21 protein-coding genes and 1 pseudogene are annotated in these 22,457 nt (G+C 61.5%); 9 read left to right on the top strand and 13 right to left on the bottom strand.

Annotation, left to right across the window (positions count from 1 at the left end; genetic code table 11):
• Window positions 1–454: pseudogene (locus M6D32_RS03245) on the bottom strand (cytochrome P450); the annotation flags it as partial.
• Window positions 455–689: 235 nt separating this feature from the next.
• On the opposite strand from M6D32_RS03245, the gene M6D32_RS03240 reads away from it, so the two are divergent.
• The 3 genes from M6D32_RS03240 (at window position 690) to M6D32_RS03230 (ending at window position 4,374) form a co-directional block, all read left to right on the top strand.
• Window positions 690–1,862 (top strand): isovaleryl-CoA dehydrogenase, encoded by a 1,173-nt coding sequence (locus M6D32_RS03240; protein ID WP_298253248.1) that lies wholly within the window; start codon window positions 690–692, stop codon window positions 1,860–1,862.
• Window positions 1,863–2,025: 163 nt separating this feature from the next.
• Window positions 2,026–3,240, top strand: coding sequence for a YjgN family protein (locus tag M6D32_RS03235; RefSeq protein ID WP_298253284.1), 1,215 nt, complete (start codon window positions 2,026–2,028; stop codon window positions 3,238–3,240).
• A 9-nt stretch (window positions 3,241–3,249) separates the two neighbouring features.
• Window positions 3,250–4,374, top strand: coding sequence for a M48 family metallopeptidase (locus tag M6D32_RS03230; RefSeq protein ID WP_298253246.1), 1,125 nt, complete (start codon window positions 3,250–3,252; stop codon window positions 4,372–4,374).
• A gap of 9 nt (window positions 4,375–4,383) precedes the next feature.
• Here the strand turns inward: M6D32_RS03230 and M6D32_RS03225 are convergent, their stop codons facing one another.
• Both M6D32_RS03225 and M6D32_RS03220 read right to left on the bottom strand, forming a co-directional pair.
• Window positions 4,384–5,697 carry an adenylate/guanylate cyclase domain-containing protein gene (locus M6D32_RS03225; protein ID WP_298253244.1) on the bottom strand — a complete coding sequence of 438 codons (1,314 nt, stop codon included), beginning with the start codon at window positions 5,695–5,697 and terminating at the stop codon, window positions 4,384–4,386.
• A 105-nt stretch (window positions 5,698–5,802) separates the two neighbouring features.
• Window positions 5,803–6,423, bottom strand: a complete 621-nt coding sequence (locus tag M6D32_RS03220) for a L,D-transpeptidase (RefSeq protein WP_298253242.1) — start codon at window positions 6,421–6,423, stop codon at window positions 5,803–5,805.
• A gap of 253 nt (window positions 6,424–6,676) precedes the next feature.
• Between M6D32_RS03220 and M6D32_RS03215 the strand changes: the two genes are divergently transcribed.
• Window positions 6,677–8,224, top strand: a complete 1,548-nt coding sequence (locus M6D32_RS03215; protein WP_298253240.1) for an acetolactate synthase large subunit — start codon at window positions 6,677–6,679, stop codon at window positions 8,222–8,224.
• Window positions 8,225–8,331: 107 nt separating this feature from the next.
• Window positions 8,332–8,838: a hypothetical protein gene (locus M6D32_RS03210; protein WP_298253238.1), complete on the top strand. Its 507-nt coding sequence runs from the start codon at window positions 8,332–8,334 to the stop codon at window positions 8,836–8,838.
• Window positions 8,839–8,926: 88 nt separating this feature from the next.
• Here M6D32_RS03210 and M6D32_RS03205 read toward each other — a convergent pair whose 3' ends face one another.
• Together M6D32_RS03205 and M6D32_RS03200 are read right to left on the bottom strand one after the other, a co-directional pair.
• A complete protein-coding gene (locus M6D32_RS03205; RefSeq protein ID WP_298253236.1) occupies window positions 8,927–10,027 on the bottom strand; it encodes a DUF2336 domain-containing protein in 1,101 nt (366 codons plus the stop codon).
• A 2-nt stretch (window positions 10,028–10,029) separates the two neighbouring features.
• Window positions 10,030–10,296 carry an EAL domain-containing protein gene (locus M6D32_RS03200; protein ID WP_298253234.1) on the bottom strand — a complete coding sequence of 89 codons (267 nt, stop codon included), beginning with the start codon at window positions 10,294–10,296 and terminating at the stop codon, window positions 10,030–10,032.
• A 164-nt stretch (window positions 10,297–10,460) separates the two neighbouring features.
• On the opposite strand from M6D32_RS03200, the gene M6D32_RS03195 reads away from it, so the two are divergent.
• Window positions 10,461–11,246, top strand: a complete 786-nt coding sequence (locus M6D32_RS03195; protein WP_298253282.1) for a cytochrome b/b6 domain-containing protein — start codon at window positions 10,461–10,463, stop codon at window positions 11,244–11,246.
• Entirely contained in the window at window positions 11,230–12,006 is a 777-nt protein-coding gene (locus M6D32_RS03190; RefSeq protein WP_298253232.1) for a molybdopterin-binding protein, read from the top strand. The genes M6D32_RS03195 and M6D32_RS03190 overlap by 17 nt, the downstream gene beginning before the upstream one ends.
• A 110-nt stretch (window positions 12,007–12,116) precedes the next feature.
• Here M6D32_RS03190 and M6D32_RS03185 read toward each other — a convergent pair whose 3' ends face one another.
• From M6D32_RS03185 to M6D32_RS03175, 3 genes are all read right to left on the bottom strand, one after another.
• Complete coding sequence (locus tag M6D32_RS03185) at window positions 12,117–12,710, bottom strand: fasciclin domain-containing protein (protein ID WP_298253230.1); 594 nt, start codon at window positions 12,708–12,710, stop codon at window positions 12,117–12,119.
• Between the two features lie 679 nt (window positions 12,711–13,389).
• A complete protein-coding gene (locus tag M6D32_RS03180) occupies window positions 13,390–13,953 on the bottom strand; it encodes a fasciclin domain-containing protein (protein WP_298253228.1) in 564 nt (187 codons plus the stop codon).
• Between the two features lie 555 nt (window positions 13,954–14,508).
• On the bottom strand, window positions 14,509–15,093 hold the full coding sequence (locus M6D32_RS03175) for a CAP domain-containing protein (protein WP_298253227.1): 585 nt from the start codon (window positions 15,091–15,093) through the stop codon (window positions 14,509–14,511).
• Window positions 15,094–15,502: 409 nt separating this feature from the next.
• Here M6D32_RS03175 and M6D32_RS03170 point away from each other — a divergent pair, with 409 nt between their 5' ends.
• Both M6D32_RS03170 and M6D32_RS03165 read left to right on the top strand, forming a co-directional pair.
• Window positions 15,503–16,021, top strand: coding sequence for a hypothetical protein (locus M6D32_RS03170; RefSeq protein WP_298253226.1), 519 nt, complete (start codon window positions 15,503–15,505; stop codon window positions 16,019–16,021).
• Window positions 16,022–16,566: 545 nt separating this feature from the next.
• Entirely contained in the window at window positions 16,567–17,916 is a 1,350-nt protein-coding gene (locus tag M6D32_RS03165; RefSeq protein WP_298253224.1) for an integrase family protein, read from the top strand.
• Here M6D32_RS03165 and M6D32_RS03160 read toward each other — a convergent pair.
• From M6D32_RS03160 to M6D32_RS03140, 5 genes are all read right to left on the bottom strand, one after another.
• Window positions 17,861–18,229 carry a hypothetical protein gene (locus M6D32_RS03160; protein WP_298253222.1) on the bottom strand — a complete coding sequence of 123 codons (369 nt, stop codon included), beginning with the start codon at window positions 18,227–18,229 and terminating at the stop codon, window positions 17,861–17,863. The genes M6D32_RS03165 and M6D32_RS03160 overlap by 56 nt on opposite strands.
• Before the next feature lie 281 nt (window positions 18,230–18,510).
• Window positions 18,511–19,170 carry a hypothetical protein gene (locus M6D32_RS03155; protein WP_298253220.1) on the bottom strand — a complete coding sequence of 220 codons (660 nt, stop codon included), beginning with the start codon at window positions 19,168–19,170 and terminating at the stop codon, window positions 18,511–18,513.
• Window positions 19,171–19,478: 308 nt separating this feature from the next.
• On the bottom strand, window positions 19,479–20,900 hold the full coding sequence (locus M6D32_RS03150; RefSeq protein ID WP_298253218.1) for a hypothetical protein: 1,422 nt from the start codon (window positions 20,898–20,900) through the stop codon (window positions 19,479–19,481).
• A gap of 83 nt (window positions 20,901–20,983) precedes the next feature.
• Window positions 20,984–22,027 (bottom strand): protein kinase, encoded by a 1,044-nt coding sequence (locus M6D32_RS03145; protein WP_298253216.1) that lies wholly within the window; start codon window positions 22,025–22,027, stop codon window positions 20,984–20,986.
• A 9-nt stretch (window positions 22,028–22,036) separates the two neighbouring features.
• Window positions 22,037–22,390: a helix-turn-helix domain-containing protein gene (locus tag M6D32_RS03140; RefSeq protein ID WP_298253215.1), complete on the bottom strand. Its 354-nt coding sequence runs from the start codon at window positions 22,388–22,390 to the stop codon at window positions 22,037–22,039.
• Window positions 22,391–22,457: the final 67 nt, after the last annotated feature.

Here is a 22,457-nt window from a genome sequence, read left to right as displayed (position 1 = left end):
GCAGCGAATCCAGCACGCGCGCGGTGCGCTGCCGGATCAGGATCGCGAGTTCGTCCAGATGCGCCGGCGTGAACATCGGCGACACCGTCTTGCGCTGGGCTGCATGCCGCGGCTGGTCCATCGCGATAAAGCTGGGCCAGTCGTAACCGGGCGGGACATCCCGGATCGAAATGCCGCCGAGCGAAACGTCCGAAGAGAAGATGCGGTGATTGGTGTCGACATGCATGATGTCGTTGTACTAGGTGACTGACCAATAGGCTTCGATCGGCGCCTTCGTGCAGTAATGCACGGGCTCTTCCTTGCGCAGCCGCTCGAAATACGGCCACAGCGTATCGTTGCGGAACAATTGCGGCGCGCCGGGGTGGAAATCCTCGATCGGCAAGGAATAGGCGTCCTCGCGCGCGGCGCGCATCAATTCCTGCTTGTTGATCCCGGGCGCTGACTGGATGTTCATGGCCGTTCTTCCCTGAAGAGGTGTGCCCTCCGTTGTGTCGGAAGATGGTAGGCTCTTGGCCAAATTACATCCCCTTGCGCGCGTCAGGGCAAGAGAGAGTTTTGGCGGATTTTCAAGTAGGCTTAAGGCGCCATGGCATACCACGCGCGCCGGCCCTTCCTGACCTCTGTCGGCCGTGACAAGCTGAGGTTCAAGGATTAAGGCATAAACCGTATTCTCCCGGAGGCCGCCCGCCATGATTCCCAACGCATACCGGATGTTCAATTTCGATCTCGGCGAAACCGCGGATGCGTTGCGCGAGACGGTCCACGACTTTTCCAGCAATGAAATCGCGCCGCGCGCGGCCGAAATCGACAAGAGCAACCAGTTTCCGATCGACCTCTGGCCGAAGCTTGGTGCGCTCGGGCTGCACGGCATCACGGTCGAGGAGGAATATGGCGGCTCGGGCCTGGGCTATCTCGAACATTGCGTGGCGATGGAGGAAGTTTCGCGGGCTTCAGCGGCGGTGGGCCTGTCCTATGGCGCGCATTCCAACCTCTGCGTCAACCAACTCCGCCGCAACGGCACCGAGGCGCAGAAGAAGAAATACCTGCCGAAACTGATTTCGGGCGACCACGTCGGCGCGCTCGCGATGTCCGAGCCCGGCTCGGGCTCCGACGTGGTGTCGATGTCGACGCGCGCCGAGAAGAAGGGCGACCGTTATGTGCTCAACGGCTCCAAGATGTGGATCACCAACGGCCCGGTCGCCGAGACGCTCGTGGTCTATGCGAAGACGGACCCAGCAGCCGGTCCGCGCGGCATCACCGCGTTCATCATCGAAAAGGGCATGAAGGGATTTTCCACCGCGCAGAAGCTCGACAAGCTCGGCATGCGTGGCTCGGACACGGCCGAACTCGTGTTCGACAATTGCGAGGTGCCGGAGGAAAACGTGCTTGGCCAGGCCGGGCGCGGCGTCAACATCCTGATGTCGGGCCTCGACTACGAGCGCGCGGTGCTCGCGGCAGGTCCGCTCGGCATCATGCAGGCCTGCATGGACGTGGTGCTGCCTTACGTGCATGAGCGCAAGCAGTTCGGCCAGCCGATCGGCAATTTTCAGCTGGTGCAGGGCAAGATCGCCGACATGTATACGACGATGAATGCCTCGCGCGCCTACGTCTATGCGGTGGCGAAGGCCTGCGACCGCGGCGAGACCACGCGCGAGGATGCCGCCGGCGCTATTCTCTATGCCGCGGAAAAGGCGACGCTGTGCGCGCTCGATGCCATCCAGTTGCTGGGCGGCAACGGCTATATCAACGATTATCCGACCGGCAGGCTGCTGCGCGACGCCAAGCTCTATGAAATTGGCGCCGGCACGTCGGAAATCCGGCGAATGCTGATCGGACGGGAATTATTTGAGAAATCCGCTTAAGCCGCTCGCCGCGTTCTAGGTAATCGTTTCCGAACGTCGTCCCCGCGTGCGCGCAGGGACGACGGGGCTATTCAAAGACCGGGCCACGCGCGAGCGTTGACATCGTCTCAATCCAAGGTTTCACTGCGGCAGGGGTTTCCGCGGGGGCAGTTCCGTGAACGAGATGAGTTCTGTGCCGTTTCATGCGGCATCGCCGCCCTTGCCGGCGTCTTCGGTCAAGGTGGAGTTTTCCGGAGATCGCGGCGAATTCTTCCGCCTGGTGCGAAACGGCGCCGCGCTCGAGCTCGTCACCTTCGGCTTTTACCGGTTCTGGCTCGCGACCGACATCCGGCGTCATCTGTGGTCGCACACCTCGGTCGACGGCGACGCGCCGGAATATACCGGCCGCGGGCGTGAATTGCTGATCGGCTTTCTGTTCGCAATGGCGATCCTGGCGCCGATCTATATTGCCTATTTCGTCATCACCATCGAGGCCGAGCGCGCCAAGGCCTTTGCCAGCGTTCCGCTGTTCCTGTTCTTCTATCTGTTCGGCCAGTTCGCGATCTATCGGGCGCGGCGCTATCGTCTGACGCGCACGGTGTGGCGCGGCGTGCGCTTCTGGATGGACGGTTCAGGCTGGGCCTACGCCGTGCGGGCCGCCGGATGGACGTTGCTCGCCGTCATCACGCTCGGCGCTGCGCTGCCGTGGCGCGAAGCCGCGCTCGAACGCTACAAGATGCGGCATTGTCACTACGGCGACCTTGCAGGCAGCTTCGTAGGGCGCGGATCGGAATTCTTCAGGCGTGGCTGGAAATTGTGGCTGCTTGCGATCTCGCCGTTCATTCTCGGCCTGCTGTTGGGCGTCGTCACTCGCGGCCACAAGGCGCCCTTGGCGGCGGGCATATTCGTTCTGGCAACGGTGATCTGGATCTTTGCCCTGCCGTTTATCTATGGCGGGTTCAAAGCCATCGAATGGCGCTGGTGGATTTCCGGCATCCGCTTCGGCGAGGTCTCCTTTGAATCGGATCTGCCGAAAGGCGCGTTGTATGGCCTCTACTGGAAGGTCATCGGCTGGTACGTTCTTATCCTCCTGGCTTTCGGCGCCTATCTGATCGTCAGCGTGGGCGTCTTTGTGGGGTTCGGGAATTTGGCCCATGTCGCCGCGCGTACCCAGGGAAGCATCGGGGCGACAATAGCCACGGTGATCGGCTATCTCGGCATCATCATCGCCATGAATGTCGCGATGCGGACCTATCTCCTGCGCGACGTCTGGGCGAGGGCCGCTTCCTCCACCACGGTCTATCGTCTCGAAGCGGCGTCCAACGTCGCCGCCAAAGGCGATCTGGCCGATGCGCTGGGCGAAGGACTTGCCGGCAGCCTGGATGTCGTCGGGTTCTGATGGTGCGATGTGGATATTACGCCGGAGAACAATCTGGAAAATAGTTCGGCGCCGGCGCCCTCCGATAGCAGTTCGATCTTTTACGACGGCATGTCGAGCCGCCGGCATCACGTACAACTCACGCTCAGCGACCGGCTTGAGATCAGCGAGAACGGGACGACGCTCGCAAGCTGGCCAATCGCCGGCATTCGCCGCGCCGAGGGTGCCAATAGCCTTCTGCGCCTGAGTTGCGTGAGCGCGCCGCCGCTGGCGCGTCTGGAACTGCGCGATGCCGGGCTCAGCGCGATTTTGATCTCGCGTTGTCCTCAATTGAACAACCGGGCGGCTGGCCGGCATGGCGTTGCCGCGATCGTCGGCTGGTCGCTGGCGGCGACGGTCTCGATCGCAGCCGTGATCTGGTTCGGACTTCCCTATGCTGCGGATCGCCTCGCGCCGCTGGTGCCGAATGCGCTGGAGCGCCGTATCGGTGACGCTGCCGAGGGGCAGATCAAGATCGTCTTCGGCGCCAAGACGTGCAGCGGCAACCTCGCGGGTCGCGCCGCCTTCTTCAAGCTGATGCGAAAGCTCTCGACGGCTGCCGGCATGGAAGCGCCGGTTCGCGCCGACGTGCTGGACACGGTGGTGCCGAACGCTTTCGCGTTGCCGGGCGGCAAGGTCTATCTGTTCAGCGGACTGTTGGCGAAGGCCAACGACCCCGACGAGATCGCGGGCGTGCTCGCGCATGAATTGGGCCATGTCCGCCATCGCGACAATACCCGCAACATGATCTATAGCGGCGGCACGTCGTTTTTGATCGGGCTGTTGTTCGGCGACGTCACCGGCTCCGGCGCGCTAGTGTATGCGTCGCGCTCGCTGATCAACGCCTCCTATTCGCGTGATGCCGAGCAGAAGGCCGACGATTTTTCCATTTCTGTGATGCACCGGCTCGGCCGCCCGACCAGGCCGATGGGCGATCTGATCTTCCGCATCACCGGCAACCAGGCGGACAAGACGCTCTCCATCCTGGCCAATCACCCGCTGACCGAAGACCGGCTGAAACACCTCACCGACGAAGATCGCCCCGCCAGCGGTCCGCCGCTGCTCAGCGATGCGGAATGGACGGCGCTGAAGTCGATCTGCAAGGCGCCGAGTTGACGCCGGGTTCTAGGCCTGCGCGGCGAACAGATCCCATTTCCCCGGGATGCCCTTGAGTTCATGTGATCCGCGCTCGGCGAATTTCAGGCCTGCACCGGCGACGAGATCGGTCACGACCCTCGAAACCAGGACTTCGTTCGCCTGGGCCTGCGCCATGACGCGGGCGGCGGCGTGAACGGCGATGCCGCCGACGTCGCGGTCCCGCAATTCGATCTCGCCGGTATGAAGGCCTGCCCTGAGCGGCAAGCCGATTTGCCCAGCGGCTGCGCTGAACGCCAGCGCACAGCGGATCGCGCGGCCGGGACCGTCGAAGGTCGCGAGGATTCCGTCGCCCGTGCTCTTGATGAGTTGGCCTCTGAATTTCTCGACCGTCTGCCGCGCAACCCGATCGTGATTATCCAGCATGCGCCGCCAGGCTTGGTCGCCCATGTCAGCGGCGCGGCGGGTGGAGTCGACGAGGTCGGTGAACAGTACGGTGGCGAGCACGCGTTCGATCTCGGACGACGAATGATCGCGGCTTCCGGTGACGAACTCCTCGATGTCACCGAGGAATGCTTCGACATCGCCGGTCCAGAAGATGTGATCCTCGCCGTCATATTCGATGAATTTGGCGTCCGGGATCTGGCGTGCGAGCGCGTGCCCTGCCGCGACCGGAACCATAAGGTCTGCCCGGCGATGCAGGACGAGCGTCGGCACACGAATGCTGGAAAGAATCGGCCGAACGTCGATTTGAGCGTTCAAAAGCGTCGCAGCCTTGATCGCCCCCGGACTGGCCGAAAGCCGCTCCATCTTGGCCAGTACGTCGATCCCGTGAGGCTTGGCTACCAAACTCGGCCACCCCTCTTTGAGCGCCTCGCCAGTGCCCCAGCTCTTGAGACGTTCGGTGGTCCTTGCTTCAAAATCGCCCGTCATTGTCGATAGCGCAAATCCGCCGAACAACAGAAGCTTCTCGACCCGCTCGGGATAGGTTGCGGCAAACAGCGCGCTCATCGCGCAGCCTTCGGAGAATCCCATCAGTACGGCGCGTTTGGAACCTGCGGCGTCCATTACCGCGCGGACGTCATCCATGCGCTCTTCCAGGGAGGGAGCAGATACCCGGTCCGACAACCCCTGTCCGCGTTTGTCAAAGGTGATGACGCGCGTGAATGTGGCAAGGCGCCGAAGAAAGGCTGTGTAGCCCGGCGTTTCATGAAAGAACTCGACGTGCGAGACAACGCCGGGCACCATCACGAGGTCGATCGGCCCGTCGCCCATCACCTGATACGCGACGCTGACGTCGCCACTGAGCGCGTAACGGGTGGCAGGCAGGACGAAATCGTTCATGCGTGGAAGGCTCGGTTGGTTACAGAGCCGAGCATAGACAGTCGACGGAGGGGCGGCCAGAGCCCGGACCCGCCGAGATTCAAATGGAACCCAGCCGCCAAAAATCTACCGCACCACCACCAGCGTGCCGACCGAGACACGATTGTAGAGATCGACGACGTCCTCGTTGGTCATGCGGATACAGCCGGACGAAACGGCATGGCCGATCGTCTCTGGTTCGTTGGAGCCATGGATGCGGTAGAGCGTCGAGCCGAGATACATCGCGCGCGCTCCGAGCGGGTTTTCGATGCCGCCGGGCAGGTAGCGCGGCAAGTCAGGACGCCGCCTGCGCATCTCCGCCGGCGGGGTCCAGCCCGGCCATTCCTTCTTGGCGGTGACGTGGTGGGTGCCGCTCCAGCCGAAGCCGTCGCGGCCGACGCCGATGCCGTAGCGCAGCGCTTCGCCATGGCCGAGGATCAGGTAAAGCCGCCGCTCCGACGTCGAGATGTAGATCGAGCCCGGCGGCAGCGCGATCGGTGCAGAGACCCGTTCACGCGGGATTGGGCTTGAGCCGCCGCCGTAATAATCGGAGCCGGGACCATAATACGGATAGGCCCGTTGTTGCATCGGCTGCTGCTGCTGCTGGCGGTGGAAACCAAAGAAGTCGTCATCCATCGTGGCGCGGGCGGGTGCAATTCCTGACAGCACGATCAGCGCCGCAGCGAGCGCGGCAAAAATCCGGGTCATCGGGTTCCTCGCAGGCTAGGTTAACCAATCAAGCAGGCCATATCGGCGGTAGTTTCGCAAGCGAACGTGACGGATTTCGAAAGGTGCGGTTAAGATTATGTCCGCCGCGCCTATCGATGGCAGCCATGCACCGGAAACCGCTCCCAGTCCTTCCGGACCCTTTGACGAAAGCTTTCAGGAATGATTGATCTGGATCATTGATTTTTTGCCGATCCTTTTGAACGGCCATCAACGCGGCGAACGGAGCCAACGAATGAACGGTGCGGAAAGTCTGGTGCGGACCCTGGTCGCAGGCGGGGTCGACGTCTGCTTCACCAACCCCGGCACCTCGGAGATGCATTTCGTCGCGGCGCTCGACCGGGTCGAGGGCATGCGCTGCGTGCTCGGCCTGTTCGAGGGTGTGGTGACGGGGGCGGCCGACGGATATTTCCGCATGAAGGGCACGCCGGCCTCGACGCTGCTGCATCTCGGGCCCGGCCTCGCCAATGGTCTCGCCAACCTGCACAACGCCAAGAAGGCGCATTCCGGCATCGTCAACATCGTCGGCCAGCACGCGACCTACCACATCGGCTACAACGCGCCGCTGACCTCCGACATCGAGGGCCTCGCAAGGCCGATGTCGGAATGGGTACGCACCTCGCCGGACGCCAAATCGGTCGCGGCCGACGGCGCCGCCGCTATCGCCGCCGCCAGGAGTTCGCCGCCGCAGATCGCGACCCTCATCCTGCCGGCCGATACCGCCTGGAACGAGGCCGACGGCATCGCACCGGTCGCACCGCCCAGGCAGCAGCCCGGATTTTCGGCTGACGCGGTCGAGAAAGCGGCGAAGATCCTTCACTCCGGCGGAACGCAGAACCTGCTGCTCGTCACTGGCAATGCGCTGACCGAGCGGGGCCTCGCGCTGGCGCAGCAGATCGCCGGCAAGACCGGCTGCAAGGTGATGGGCCAGACCTATCACCCGCGCATGGCGCGCGGCCGCGGCCGTTTCTCGATCGACCGCATCCCGTACGTGATCGAGAGCGCGCTGCCGCTGCTGAAAGACTTCAAGAACATCATCCTGGTCGAATCCAACGACCCGATCGCCTTCTTCGCCTATCCGAACAAGCCGAGCCAGCTGAAGCCCGAGGGCTGCGAGGTCAACCGTTTGACCGCCTGGGGCGACAATTCGATCGCCGCCCTGGAGGCTTTGACGGACGCGCTCGGCGCCAAGCCGTCCGACGTCAAGCCGCAAACGCTCGTCGAGCTCGCCAAGCCGACCGGGCCGCTCAATCACGCCACGATCGCGCAGGCGATTGCGTGTGCGATTCCCGAAAACGCCGTTATCGTCGATGAATCCATCACCACTGGCCGCGGCTTCTTCCCGCCGACAGCCGCCGCCGCGCCGCATGACTGGCTGCAGAACATGGGCGGCTCGATCGGCTTTTCGACCCCGGTTGCGACGGGCGCCGCGGTGGCGTGCCCCGACCGCAAGGTGATCTGCATGGTCGGTGACGGCAGCGCGATGTACACCATCCAGTCGCTGTGGACCCAGGCGCGCGAGGGTCTCAACGTCCTCACCATCGTCTTCGCCAATCGCATCTATCAAATTTTGCGCGGCGAATTCGACGGCGTCGGCGCCGGCTCGCCCGGCCAACGCGCGATGGACATGCTGAAGATCGACAAGCCGACCATCGATTTCATCGGTCTCGCCAAAAGCATGGGGGTCGAGGGCCGCGCGGTCGCCACAGCCGACGAGTTCAACAAGGCGCTTGCCGATTTCGTACCGGCCAGGGGACCGCGGCTGATCGAAGTGCGGATGTGAGAGCTTGTCATTCCGGGATGGTGCGCTAGCGCCAGACCCGGAATCTCGAGATTCCGGGTTCGATGCTGACGCATCGCCCCGGAATGACGGGGTGAGCAGGGACCCAGATGCACGCCGAGCTGGACAAGGTCGTTGCCGCGCTGAAGGAGTTTTACGCCCGCGAGGCGTTCCTGTTCGCGCACGACCTCGGCGAGCGCACGCTGACGCATCGGCTCGCCATCCAGGTCGAGCGGCAGTTTCCCGATTTCGAGGTCGATTGCGAATTCGACCGGCTCGGCCCGCGAACCCTGAATTTGCCGCACGGCTCGATCGTCTCGACCGACGACCATCTCGGCAAGTCGATCTACCCCGACATCGTCGTGCACCAGCGCGCTGTACCGAACAACCTGCTCGCGATCGAGGTGCGAAAAGCGGACAACCATCAACCGCTCGAGCACGACCGCCACAAGCTGCGGGCGTTGACCGATGCCCACATCTGGTTTGCCTACTGGATCGGCGCGATGGTGGTCCTGGGTAAAACCGGCGTCACGTCGTCAGAGGTTTACGTGGCGGGCAGGCTGGATGAGACCTTGTCCGGCTTTCTGGCGCAGCGGCTGAAGGAAGCGGGCCTCTAGTGCTCCGATTCCGAAGTTCGCATCATATTGCGGCTCCACGTTTGCGAACTTCGGAATCAAAGGAGCACTAGCCGCATGAGTTATTGGATCAATTCGGCCCGTTGCCCTTTTCCCGCATACGGTAGAACTTCAATGCGGTCCGGGCGGTCGCCGGCTGAAGCCGGAAGAAATTGGCAAACGTCACGTCGAGCTGCGCCCGCGACGAGCCGTTGACGCCGGCGTGCAGCAAAAGCAGCTTCGTCGTCGTTGCCCAGGAAATATCGATGGCGCGGGCGAGCACGACGATCTGTTCGGTCTGGTTCTGCACGAAAGCCCGTTCCACCACGCCGAACGGAAGGTCGCACATCAGCGCGAGTGCCGCGACCACGTTGTCGAAGTGGCCCTGGTCGGCAAACGCCAGCAGCCGCTCTTCGTTGAGCTTGCCGACGGCATTGAGCTCACGCACCAACCGGGTTGCTTGCGCAAACTCGTTGGAGCCGGCGCGTGCCTTGGTCTGGATCTCGTCGGTTGCGTGCGCGACCATGGTCTTGATCAGTTCGGCGCGGCGCGGGTCTGCCGCGATCAGCTCGTTCTTCACCGTCTCCGACGCATCGACGAACAGCTTGATCAGATTCTGCCGTGGAATGTCGGGGCGCGACCAGACGCACAGCGCAAGGTCGAGGTCGTCGCGCGCTCTTCGCACCAGCGTCGAGACGCCGAAGTCGGAGAAGCGCGCGCCCGCATTGTGCGCGGTCGCGGAGACCACGGCGCGGTTGCCGCGATCCACCAGCACATCAGTGACCCGTTCGACCAGGGTCCTGCGGCCGGAGATCGCCAGCAAATGATCCTGGCTCTGGGTTCTGGCGCTGTCGATCAGCGCGTCGTCGCCGAGCCGTTCGCTATGGGTGAGAACGGGGCCGGCGACTTCAATGGCCTGGTCGGAGGCGAGTAGGCGCACGATCCCGCGCGGCGCGTCGGGCAGTCTGGCGATGCGGCTGCCGAACTGGGCGCGGGCGGCGCTTTCGATGTTTTCCAGGAGCCTGGCCATCACGACGTCGAACAGCGCGATCTGATTCTCGGAGAATGTCCCCGACCTTAGGACGAACAGGTCGGTGACCTTGCGCAGGATCTCGGCGCGGCGCGCCAGGTCCTTGTCGCCGAGGGCGTCCTCGAGCTGATCGATCAATCCGGATTGCGAAGGCGCGTTCATGATCAAGCATCCAAATCGTGTTGTCCGCCCAAGCGCTTCCCGCTGGCCCGGCAGGTAGCGGACGGTAAAATCCGGTTCTGAGTCACGCCGGAATACCCGGTGGCAAAATCATCCAGCGCCAAGAATATACCCAGATTCTTAAGCTGGCGTATCGTTGCCAGCTGTGCCTGCTGGTTTTCCAGGAGCGAGGTCTCGATGATTTCGAGCTCCAGCCGCCGCGGTTGGCATGCCGATGCAGTCTTGATCCACGCCCCGACGAGCAGCGCCAACTGGCGCGACAGACCGACGTAGAGAGCCTCCGCCAGGTTTGTCCTGGAACTTGCTGCCCCAACATGGGTTCTCACCTTTGATGACCACTGAACCCCGCGCAGCTGCTGGCGACGTCGTGCCGGACCGGCCGGACGCGCGACGCTTCATTTATCGACACCCGGCCATGGTCCGCGCAACACACTGGATCGGCGTTGTATGTGTGACGATCCTGCTTCTCAGCGGTTTGCAGATTTTCAATGCCCATCCGGCATTGTATCTTGGAATGGACTCGGACTTCGCTCACCCCGCGGCATCGATCGGCGTGGCGCAGAGAGGCGAGCGGAAAATCGGCGTGACGACCGTGTTCGGCCGATCGTTCGATACGACCGGCCTGCTCGGCGTCTCCGGGCGGAATGACGCGGCCGAGCGCGCATTTCCGGCCTGGGCTACTCTCCCCGGCTATCAGGATCTTGCGACAGGCCGCCGCTGGCATTTCTTCTTTGCGTGGCTATTGGTGCTGGATGGGCTGGCGTACCTGGTTTTCAGCCTGGCTTCGGGTCATGTATGGCGCGACCTCATCCCGCCCGCGCGCCAGCTCCGCCGAATAGGCGCCTCGGTCCTGGATCATCTGCGGTTGCGCTTCCCGCGCGGGGAGGAGGCGAGATCCTACAACGTGCTGCAGCGTCTCTCTTATCTCGCGGTCATCTTCGTCATCGCCCCGCTCCTGGTCCTCACCGGCTTGACGATGTCACCCGCACTTGATGCGGTCTTTCCGTTTGTCGCGCCGTTGCTGGGAGGTCGCCAGACCGCCCGGACTATTCATTTCATCTGTGCCTTCCTGCTCCTCGGCTTTGCCCTCGTCCATGTGGCGATGGTGCTGCTGTCAGGCGTCTGGAACAACATGCGTTCGATGATCACGGGCTGGTACAGAATCAAGCCTGAAGGAAGTCTGCATGTCGGAGAAAATTGACCGGCGCATGCTGTTGAAGGCGACTGCGGCGGTGCTCGGTGCAATGCCGCTTGCCGGCTGCGATCTCGCTTCGCAAGATCCGACCGTTCGAGGTATTCTGGACAGCGCCGAGGAACTGACCGAAGCCGCACAACGAACCTTGCTATCGAGGCAGTCGCTCGCCCGCGAATTTCCGGAAACGGCTATCTCGAAGCATTTCCGCGCCAACGGTTCGGATAACCCGGACGACGGCGATTACCAAAGGCTGGCCCGATCGGGATTCGCCGATTGGCGCCTTGATGTCGGAGGCCTCGTCGATCATCCTTTGCGTCTTTCTCTGACGGATCTACGCGCGATGCCCTCGCGCACCCAGATCACGCGCCACGATTGTGTCGAAGGCTGGAGCTGCATCGGAAAATGGACCGGAGTCCCGCTCGGTGGGGTGTTGCAGCAGGCCGGCCTCAAGGCCAATGCGAGATATATCGTGTTCTACTGCGCCGATACGTTTGGCGATTCACTTGACCTGCCCAACAAGTACTACGAAAGCATCGATCTGGTGGATGCTTTCCACCCCCAGACGATCCTCGCCTACGACATGAACGGCAAGCCGCTCGAAGTGCCCTACGGCGCCCCGCTCCGCGTCCGCGTCGAGCGCCAGCTCGGTTACAAGATGGCAAAGTATGTGATGCGAATCGAAGCAGTCGAGAGTTTCGGCCACATCGGAGGAGGCCGCGGCAGCTTCTGGGCGGACCGCGGCTACGAATGGTATGCGGGAATCTAAGGGTCGTCACGACGCCGGTGCCTTCCGTGTGCGAGCCGGTGGTTGCCGGCTCGCAGCTTTCCGGGAGAACCGTCGCGTCAATGTTCAAGGCGCACGCGAGCGGGTTGGCCTTATGGCATCAGAACGGTATTGATGACCTGGATCACGCCGTTCGACTGATTGACATTGGGAATCGTCACATCGGCGGTACCGCCTTTGGCGTCGACGATCATCACCTTGCCGCCTGACCGTTTGACGGTGAGATCTTCGCCCTCGACCGTCTTCAGCTTCTTGCCGTCAGTCAATTCGGATTCCTCGTACTTGCCGGCGACGACGTGATAGGTCAGAATCTTCTTGAGTTCCGCCTTGTTCTCCGGCTTGAGCAGATTGTCGACCGTGCCTGCCGGCAGCTTCTTGAATGCCTCGTTGGTCGGCGCGAACACGGTAAACGGACCTTTTCCTTCCAGTGTGTCGACCAGGCCGGCTTGCTTGACGGCGGCAACCAGCGTGGTGTGGTCCTTCGAATTCACGGCGTTCTGGATGATGTTCTTGGAGGGGTACATCGGCGAGCCGCCGACCATCACGGTCTTCTGGCTCGACATCTCGCTCACGGTCTTCTGGCTCGACATCTCGCTCTTTTCCGCAGCATTGGCGGGCGCGAGCGTGGTTGTCGCAGCGAGGCAGCCAAGGGCCGCGGCCGACAACAGTGCTAGGGATTTTGACATAGGGATATCTCCGTTCGGATTGAAGTGTCCCGGCGGACATCCGCGAAAGCAGTGAAGACAGGAATGCAGAAGCAGCCATGTGCATCGCCGTTCGGCAAACCGCCGATTATTTGAGATACGAACGTCGAGCGATGCCGTTTTGCCTATATTTTTCGATCTGATAGGAACTTTTGCCGGTTCCGGGACTCCGCGATTTCCATCGTCCAGTTGTCGCGGCCCGAGGCATGCCAGCCTCCGCCACGCACTCGTGAGCATTGCGATCCGTCATTGAAATGGTTGTAGGGCGTGTCGCCGCCGCATGGGCTTTGACCGTTTAACTAAGTTCGCGTTCCCGCGGCGAAGGCCTCCGGCGACGCTCAGAGTATTGTTTTATTAGGAATTTGCATTTCGGTGCTCGATCCCGAGAGAGCCATCGAACAATCAGATTGCCGAGATCGAAAGAATTACGCCGCCGGGCAAGCGTGCCCGGCGCGCATCTAACCTAAGACCCGGGACCCGCTCCTGTCGCCGGACGTCACGTCCCCCAAAAGGACGGGCCTCAGCTTCCCCCAAAGCTGGGGCCTCCTTTTGCTCTAATCGTCCCAGGGACGATGGCCGCAGTCATCGCACATTCAATAGCGAAAAATGAACACGCATTGCTTGCGTCATGGGCCCTCGTCGTTTTGCGAGAACGATCATTTCAACCCGGCATCAGCACGGAGTTCACGACGTGGATCACACCGTTTGATTGGTTTACGTTGGGAATCGTAACCCGTGACATGCCGCCCTTGGCGTCAACAATATAGATCCTGCCGCCGCTACGCCTGACAGTGAGCTGATCGCCTTCGACCGTGGTGAGCGTTTTCCCATCCGTAAGGTCGGAGGCCTCGAGTTTGCCCGGCACCACATGGTATGTGAGGATTTTGGTAAGGGTCGCCTTGTTCTCGGGCTTGACCAACGTGGCGACGGTACCCTTCGGAAGCTTATTGAAAGCTTCGTTTGTCGGCGCGAATACCGTGAACGGACCAGGGCCCGACAACGTCCCGACCAGACCGGCGGCCTTTACTGCAGCAACCAAAGTGGTGTGATCCTTTGAGTGAACTGCATTTTGAACAATGTTCTTGGACGGATACATGGCGGCCCCGCCAACCATGACGGTGTCGCTGTGTCTCATCATTTTCGCACTGACCGGTGCAACCAAGCTTGTGGAGACCATGACGGCGCAAAGCACCGCGGCTGATAAGATACCTAACCCTTTGGACATGAGCTTCTCCCAATCTGGAAATCGACTTTTTCGTTGGCAACAACACGCGCCAACTCCATTAGCTACGATTGTTATCTGAGTTCGTTTCAAACGAAGTTTTGAGCGGCGTTTGATCAAAATTTGAAACCGAAACGCTCGATGGAGCGTACCTCCGTCACGGAAGATTCCGCGCGTGTTGAAGCGGTCGGGACACGTCAAGTCGTTTCAGAAAGGTGTTGCGATGGGCCGCCGGCAAACCGACCGCAGCTTTCAAGATGAAAATGAGACGCCGGGTTGCGAACTGGAGCCATCGTTTCTAGCCCTTCTGCCGCCAGCAGAATCTGGTGTTCGAGGTATTGCGGCAATCGTACGAATCGCCGCGCTGTGCAGCGTTGACGCGATGCCGTCACTGAGGTGCGAGTCGATGGCTATCCGCCTCGATAACCTCCGCCTGCGAAGCGCGCCTCGTTTCCGCGAAAGCTGCCTCCGGCGAAACCGCCACTATGAAAGCTTCCACCGCCGCGCCACCGCCGTGTCCGCCGCCGCTTTGGCGGCCGCGCAACGTGCGAGCCGCAATCAAAGACAGAGATCGTTGAGCATCAATCGGCAGGGCTTTTCCCTGGCGCCTGCGCGCCTGGCGCCGTCGATGCGCTCGGGTTTTGGACCCGCGATTTCCATCGCCCAGTAGGTCTCGCCGCTCTTCTGACTTCTGGCGCTGGCGATGCCGATGCGCGTCGCCTCGTGCATCAACAGGTTGCGGCGATGGCCATACGATCCGATCCATTGCGCCAGCGCCTTCGCGAAGGTGGCGTCGGCGGCAAGGTTTTCGGCGGCCCGCTCGGCGTCAAGGTTTGCCACGCGATCGCTGAAGGGCCGGAACGCGGCATGATCGATCGCATCCGTTGCGGCCATCGCCCTGGCCTGCTCCTGCGCGATCCGATTGAGAACCGGATCGATCGTGACCTTGCCTTCGCCGTGCTGATGGCGAAAGCTCGAAATCAGCTCCGCGTAAGATGCGGCGCTTGCGGCTGGCGGGGAAGAGAAAGCGAGCAGGGCGACAGCCAGGGCGCCGAGCCATCGCGCCCATGAAGCTCGCGCGAGCCGGCAACGCACGCGTCCTCTGATCGGGAGCCATTCTCCGGATTGTTCATGCCTGCTCATGTCGCCTTCTGCCGCTGCTGTCTCGATACCCCAAACAAAAAGCCCCGATTTGGGGCTTTAGGATGTCCGCCTGCGCCATGGCCCTCTTCAATGGCTTCGGCGTGACAGCCCTCGCACGTCCGTCTTCGCTTTCGCGGCGCTCAAGCTACGCCGGACATGCTTCAAAGAGATTTTTGGCTGGCTGTGCCATGCGTAGCCCGACGGGCGAAGCATGGTGGGCGCACAAGGGATCGAACCTTGGACCTCTCCCGTGTGAAGGCTTCGCTCGCTCTAAATTATGCTATTGAATTGTAATAATTATCTCTCTCTCTCTCTGTATTCGTCAGCTGGGCGCTTTTTGGGCGACGACTTCAGCGGGACTGCATCTAAAGTCGACATATAATTCGAGCCCCAACTTAGGAACGTACGCATGGTCGACGGCGATACTGAAAGCCAAGGAAAACTCTTACGCGCAGCTCTCGTCGAGCATGTTCGCACCTCGATCAGCTCCGGAAAAACTCAGCGCGTTGGAACGGGAAAGCACATTCGAGTCAACGTCGATGATGTTATCAATCAATTTTCCCTAGAAGGAAGTACGTTTGATTATGCCGAAAAAGTCTTGCGAGCCGCCGAGTTTGTAGTTGACCCGCGGCCAACCCCCGAAGCCCCGGGATTTGTCGGCGGCGAGTACGCGTTCGACGTAAACGCCATGGCGAAGCTTGACGGGGTGAATGGAGTGAAATGTGTGATCGCCCTTCGTCCAGCGGCGCCTTATGATTACGGCCGGGTATCTCGTGTTCTCACTGATTGCGGACTTATATGGTCCCCCATCCCACCTCTCCCGCGTTGGTTGGCCCGGCGGCCAGATTGGAGGATGGTTCTGGTTGCATTCATAGGAATCGTGGCCGTCTGCATTTGCCTGTCAATCCTGCTTTCCTGGGCCCGTTAGTGGTCGCGATAACGTTGCACGGTGGCGTTACGCCGGCCACTAACGGTTCACACTTGACATAGCTCGTCACAGGTATTCGACCTAGGACCTCTCCCTATGCAGGGGACATGACAAGCCTTCATATAGAGTCAGCTCGATAAGTCGCTGAGCGATGGCTCTTAAACGCGCGCACGCGCGTGCAGCTTCAATTTGCCGGCGCTTTCAGTGGGCGGAGTTTGGGCCAATCTAAGTGCGAAAACGTAGCGAAGCGCATATCGGGAATTAGGCGGAAAATAAAAAGCCCCTCAAAACAAGGAGCTTGTGGTGGGCGCACAAGGGATCGAACCTTGGACCTCTCCCGTGTGAAGGAAGAACCACGGCTCCAAGGTGGCCATATCAGACCATAGGTCTGATCGAAAAATCCCTTGTGCTACAGGCAGTTCGTGCCATATTAAACCCCAACCGGCGACACGCGGCCATAGCTCAAAAACCTGTACCCCGGCTGTACCCCGAGAGCATTTCTCCCCTGGGGTACAGCTGGGGTAAGGTAACACGGGAAAGCTCTCATGTCTCGCACCGCCAACGAGAAAGGTCCCAAGTCCGAATTGAAGTTGACCGACGCGGTCGCCGCGCGCGCCGACGTGCCGGTCGGCAAGACCGAGGTGATTCTCTACGACAACGAACTGCCCGGGCTGACGCTGCGAGTCCGCAAAACCGGCGGCAAGAGCTGGGTCTTTCTGTTCACCAAACCCGGTGTCGATGGCACACAGCGCAAGACGCTCGGCCCCTGGCCGAGGTTCAAGGAAAAGGACGCGCGCGCCGCCGCCAAGATCGCGACCGGCGATCTGGTGCGCACTGGTGACCCGAACGCCGCCAAGCGCGAAGCCAAGCAGCAACAGCAGGCCGCAAAGGAGCGCATGACGCTCAGCCAGCTGATCGAGGCGAAGGGGCCGTATGAGAAGGCGCTGCAACGGCGCGGAATTGTGAACTGGCAGGTTGCACTGTCGGCGATGCGGCGAGGGCTGGCCGGGCATCTGACCAAGGACATCAGATCCCTGACGCGCCGGCAGATCGTCGCGGAAGCGGACAGGATCGCCGCCACCGGCAAGCGCGGCGCCGCCGACGATATGCGCAAGCACACACACACCTTTCTGGAATGGTGCGTGAGCCGAGGTTTTGTCGATGCCAACGTTCTCGCCGGCTATCGAAATCCAAAACCGACTCGCGCGGAGCGGGTCGGGCGCCGACAGAAGGGGCGCGCGCTCACCGATGATGAAGTGGTCAAGGTCTGGAAGGCGGCGGGTAAGCTCGGCACGTTTGGACAGCTGGCGCGACTGTGCCTGCTCGGTGGTCCGCGCCGCAGCGAGCCGACGATGCTGGAATGGTCGAGGCATATCCTGGACGACCGCATCACCTTCGACGAAGCTTGGACCAAGATGGGTCTACACCACGACGTGCCGCGCACGCAGCCGATCGATGAGGTGCTGGCCGCGGCGAAACATTTTCAGCGCTCTACTTCTGACTATGTGTTCCCTTCGCCGAAGACCGGGGGGCAGATGTCGGGCTTTACCAAGATGGTTGCGCGCTTGATCAAGGAAGCCGAGGTCGCGAGATTCACCATGCATGATCTGCGGCGCACGCTGCGCACCATCATGTCGCGCTGCGGCTACGACAACGAAATCCAGCGGCTGTGTGTCGGGCAAAAGCCACGCGGAATCGATCAGGTTTACAATCACGACGAACAGTGGATCATCCGCAAGATGGCGTTCGAAGCGGCTCACGACTACATTGCAGAGTTGGTCGGCGCGAAACGGATCGGCAAGGTCGTGCGCCTGCAGCGAACGAATCCGCTCGATCCCATCAAGGCGGAGCTGCTCGGCCGCCTCCGCGAGCATTATGCGACTGGGGCCGCTTAGGGGTCTTATCGCATCCGGACAGATAGTCGCGCACCGCATCGACTCGATAGAGCGGGCGGCCGTCGACGTAGCGCCATTTCAGCGGGTGGTTCGGGTCGCGCCGCCACTGCTCGAGCGCGCCGGGCGTGCGCCGGATAACCGCGGCCGCCTCCAATACCGTCAAATTGGTGCTGCCCGGTAGCGCATCGATATCGAACGTTGCCGGCGGCGGTACACCACGGTTCTTGCGGCGGCGCTTCGTGGCGCGCGGCATTTCCGTGCTACTTGGCGCCGCAAATGCCTCGATCCGATTCTTTTCTTCCTTGCCGCCCATGCCTTCATCCCGAACCACGATCGGTCTGAGGCAATAAGATCGTAGGCTTCTGTAGCAAGAAAGAAATTTAGAGCGCAGGTATGGCTGCTGGGTAGCTGTGGCGTACAAATAGGATGACTCGCAATCTGTCTGTCGCAAGGTCGATCCCACAACCTCCTTATTGGCAAGCGTTCTCGTTCCCGTCGACGTGTCGGGCGGCGGGCAGCGGCGATCATCGCAGCCGGCACCACCACCATGATGGTCATGATGGCGACGATGATGCGGGAGCCACGGGCAGTGGTTTAAACGGCTCCTGAGCGCGTGGCCCCGGCGACCGAGATTTCCTTGGACGAGATGTTGAAATGGGCGTTGGGCGAACCGGAATGGGTGCGTTCGGCAAAGAAGCCCATTGCGAGCGCGGCGGCGATCATCATGCCGTTCGCGACGTAGTCACCGGACATGCGTTCGGCGTCGTGCTTCAGCCCGTAGCTGCTCCTCGTGCGGTTCATCGACTTCCGTCGGCCGAACTTCGAGAGGAACGCGGCGGCGCGGATAAACTCGTCGATTCCGTGCAGTTCCAACATCTCGGCGCGGCTCGCGAGGAAACGCGTATCGGCCTCTTCGAACGTCTCGTTGCGGTCGATGGGCACGCGGTATCCGAAGCTGCTGAGGGCCGGCTCAAGGTCCAACGCCCGCCGGACGCCAGCCTGCGCGAACGCTCGAACCAAGCTACCGCCCGGCGCATCAAATGAATGTTCACGCAGATAGCCCAGAAACGCGCTTTCGTCGGGACTGACTTCCGTGGGGGCGGCAACCAGCGCGACCCGCAACGATGCGTTAGTTTGCCAGCCGAGACCCCGGGCGAGGGCTTCGACCCTGTGAGACGATTTGACGTGCGGGAGTGATGCCCGAAGGGCACCTTTCATGTGCTCGACGTCGGCGAGAGTGATGGTCGACTTCATCTACGATCCTCGGTTTGGGCACGGGGTTCGCCGATTACGCCAAGTGCCACGGTCCGGATGGATCGGGATGGTCGATTAGGAACTTAAGCCGTTTGACCCGGCGACAGGTCGAGGGTGGCGAGCCGTCGCCGAATATAGCAGTCGGAATGGGCCGCCGCAACGCAGGTGCCAACCGACGCATAAAAAGTGCCGTTAACGCGACAGCGCATCCTTGATGTCATTAGAGGATTTTTGAACAGCTAACATGGGGCTCGCCGCGCCAACACATACGACGTGCCTAGCCCATGTTTATTCGAAGCGCCAAAGGTCTATTCGCCGCGTGTCACGCGAAGCCTATGCTCAACCGCCGCCTGCCACCGCTTCGCTCGCTGCAGCACCACTTTGCAGTCAGGTACGTAACGCAGGTCCTTAGCTAAGTCTTCGGCTTGCTTGATGAACTCGGAAGCGGACGCGCTTCCAGCCCGTGCCGCCTCAAGTGCGAGATAGGCAGCCGCTGACGCTTCCAAGTTCTTGCTTCCCTGCCGCTTGAACGTGGCGATCACGGCCTTGTATCCCGCGATTCCATCGTCGATCTCGCCGAGACGCATGGAGAGCATGCTGGCGGTCGCGGCGAGGTAGTCGGCTGGCAAGTCGTCCGTTTGCTTCTTGATCAGCGCCTGGCGGAGGATCTGGGCGGCGCGGGGGTATTCGCCCTTCTCGATGAGAGCGTAGGCGAAATGGTTGCGAAACAGAAGCGACTCCGGCTCCAGCTCCAGTCCGCGCTGCGCGAGGCGGAGACCGAGGTCGAAATCGCCGATGGTGAGGGCCGTCGAGGAGCTCACCGCATACGGCTTCGAGGCGAAGGGCTCCTCTAACATCCATTGCTCGCAGACTTTGATCACACCATCGAAATCCCCTTGCCAGTAGGCGTGAAACGCGCGCGCTTCGCCGGAATCGATCACCCGATCGATCTGCCTCGAGGTTACCAGTTCGCCGCCCAAATGAGGATTGGCCCATTCGGCTTGGGCGAGCGAATTCCCTGTCGGATTGACAAGGCTCTTCCGGAACAGCTTGCGCGCGCGGCGGTTGCCATCGCGCAGATGAACGGTTCCTATGGCTGAGGCGAGTTCGGAGACGTGCAGCGGCTGGAATCCCCCGTCTTCCACCATGTCGATCCCGACCTTAAAGAATTGGGGCTTGCGACCAGCGGCGGAAGACAGCGCGATCTCGCCGGCGACCAGCCACGGATCGAATTTCGTCGCTGCATTCCGCCTGAGAACGTCGTGCGCCTGCTCGGGGTCGTCGAGATGCAGGTGCATCCGCGCGGCGCTGCGCAGGACATGTCGGTCCGCAGGCGCCAGTTGCAACGCGACGGTCATGGCGCGCTTCGCCTTGTCCTTCTCGCCATGGGTTACGTATCCGAGCGCCAAATCGACCCACGACAGCGCATCTTCCGGATATCGGTACACGTGTTGCCGCAGCGGACCGATCTCGATGCCGGTCTGGTTCGATGCATCCGGATCCAACCTTCCTAGCAGGAGGGCCGCCTGCTTCTTGACCAGCGGTGTCGCTTCGGATTCTTCCCGCACCAAGGTGCGTGCCGCGCGCTCGGCTTCCTTCTCCCGTCCTTCGACGATGGCGGTTTCGACCAGTTCCGCGGCGGCGACAAGGTCGTTGCCGATGCGCCATGCCTCCAATCGCGCTTTGAGCTCCTCGGGAATCCGAGCGTTCTGCGTCGGCCTGCGCGGCATGTCCAATTCACCGGAAGCGGCCACCCGCGCGGCCGGTCTCCACCGTGGAACGATATCCCTCTTCTTCGGAAACGCCTGTGCCGTCATGCGACTTTTCGCGCGCGTGCCGCAACGGTCGTCCGCTTCAGCAGAAGGTCGGTATAGGATTTATAGCGCTCTAGGGAATACTGGTTTGGCGACCCGATGCCCTTGCGATGGCCGCGTTTGGCCAGATCGGGATTGCATAATTCCCGCACGACCGTGGATATCTCGGTGCGGACCAGCGGATCGACTGCGGTGTCGAGGTCGGCGAGCACCTGCGAGAACGCGTGCTGGAGATGCGGCAACACCTGGTCGTAGGTGCCGCTCCAATTGCTCGGATGGAAAGCCGCATCAAGCCGCGAGAGCAAGGCCGCCGTGATGTTGATGCCAGAGAACAGGAACGCGGCGAGATTCCCGAGCAGGTAGAGGTCGCAACCGATCCGCCGTACTACGAAATCGGTGTGGAGATTTGAATATAGCTGCTCCGGAGGAGCGTAGGTGCGGTCGCCGGCGATGACGAGATTGTCCATCCACACTTGATGGCCGCGTCGTGACGATCGCCCGAAATCGCCGACGCGACAGCCGCCATCGTTGTACGTCATTACGTTCGAAGGCTTCAGATCCTGATGCGCAATCGTCTCCTTGTGCAGTTGCATCATGCCGAGAGTCACGTCGTTCAGGATGCTGAGGCTGATCAGGCAGTCGAGGCGCATCTTGAGATCGACCTGTTTGCGCACGTCGCTCTCCGCGAGTTCGAATATCAGGTAGGCGACCCGCCCCTCGATGTTACTGAATCCCGGCACCTGCGCGTAGCCGTGGGTCACGGCAAGCACGACCTGCGAGAGTCTTCGGTCCCTGCAGTGCTCCAGGACGTCCCGCTCATGATTGTATGCCGACGTCATGTTTTGGAGCGCGCGCGCGGGATCGGGGTCGTTGAACGCGTCTGAGAAGTCCAGGGCCTTGAGGAAATGCTCCTTCCCTTCCTTATCCACGACGATGTAGGGCACGGAAAACACGCCGCCGGAGCTCGGGACGTGCGCGATCTTGCTGACGACCTTCCAGCCGCCATCGAGCGTCATCCCCACAAGCTGTTCTGCTGCTGTCATCAGATGTCCCTACGTTGCCTTGGAGTCCGCGACGAGCGCTTTGAGGAGCGATTGCCCATCCGGTGAAAGAAACAGCGCCCGGCTTCTCGGGTCTTTGACGTTGACCTCCTGCCGGATGAACGCGCGCGGCACGACGGTCTCGGAAATCTGATAGCGTCCGAGAAGAACCGAAACGTGGCGGCTCACGGTCTGCTGCGGCTGGTCCAGCCTTTCGGCGAGTTCGTTGACCGACAGGCCAGGGTTTCTGGCGATGACGATCAAGGCCAGCGCCTGCGGCAGGCTGATCTCAGCCTGCCACTTCGAGAATGCCTTGAAGATCGCGTCCAACCGGGACGCTTCGGACACGGTGAAATCGGGTTTCATTGACCCACACTTGAAGTTATACCCAAAGATGAGTATATACCATCTGTCGGCAGATGCAAGGCGCTTC

The sequence above is a fragment of the Bradyrhizobium sp. genome (genome assembly GCF_027307225.1).
Lineage (GTDB): Bacteria > Pseudomonadota > Alphaproteobacteria > Rhizobiales > Xanthobacteraceae > Bradyrhizobium.
The sequence above is the reverse complement of the archived record's forward strand: the minus strand, read 5'-3'. Positions and strand labels throughout refer to the sequence as shown.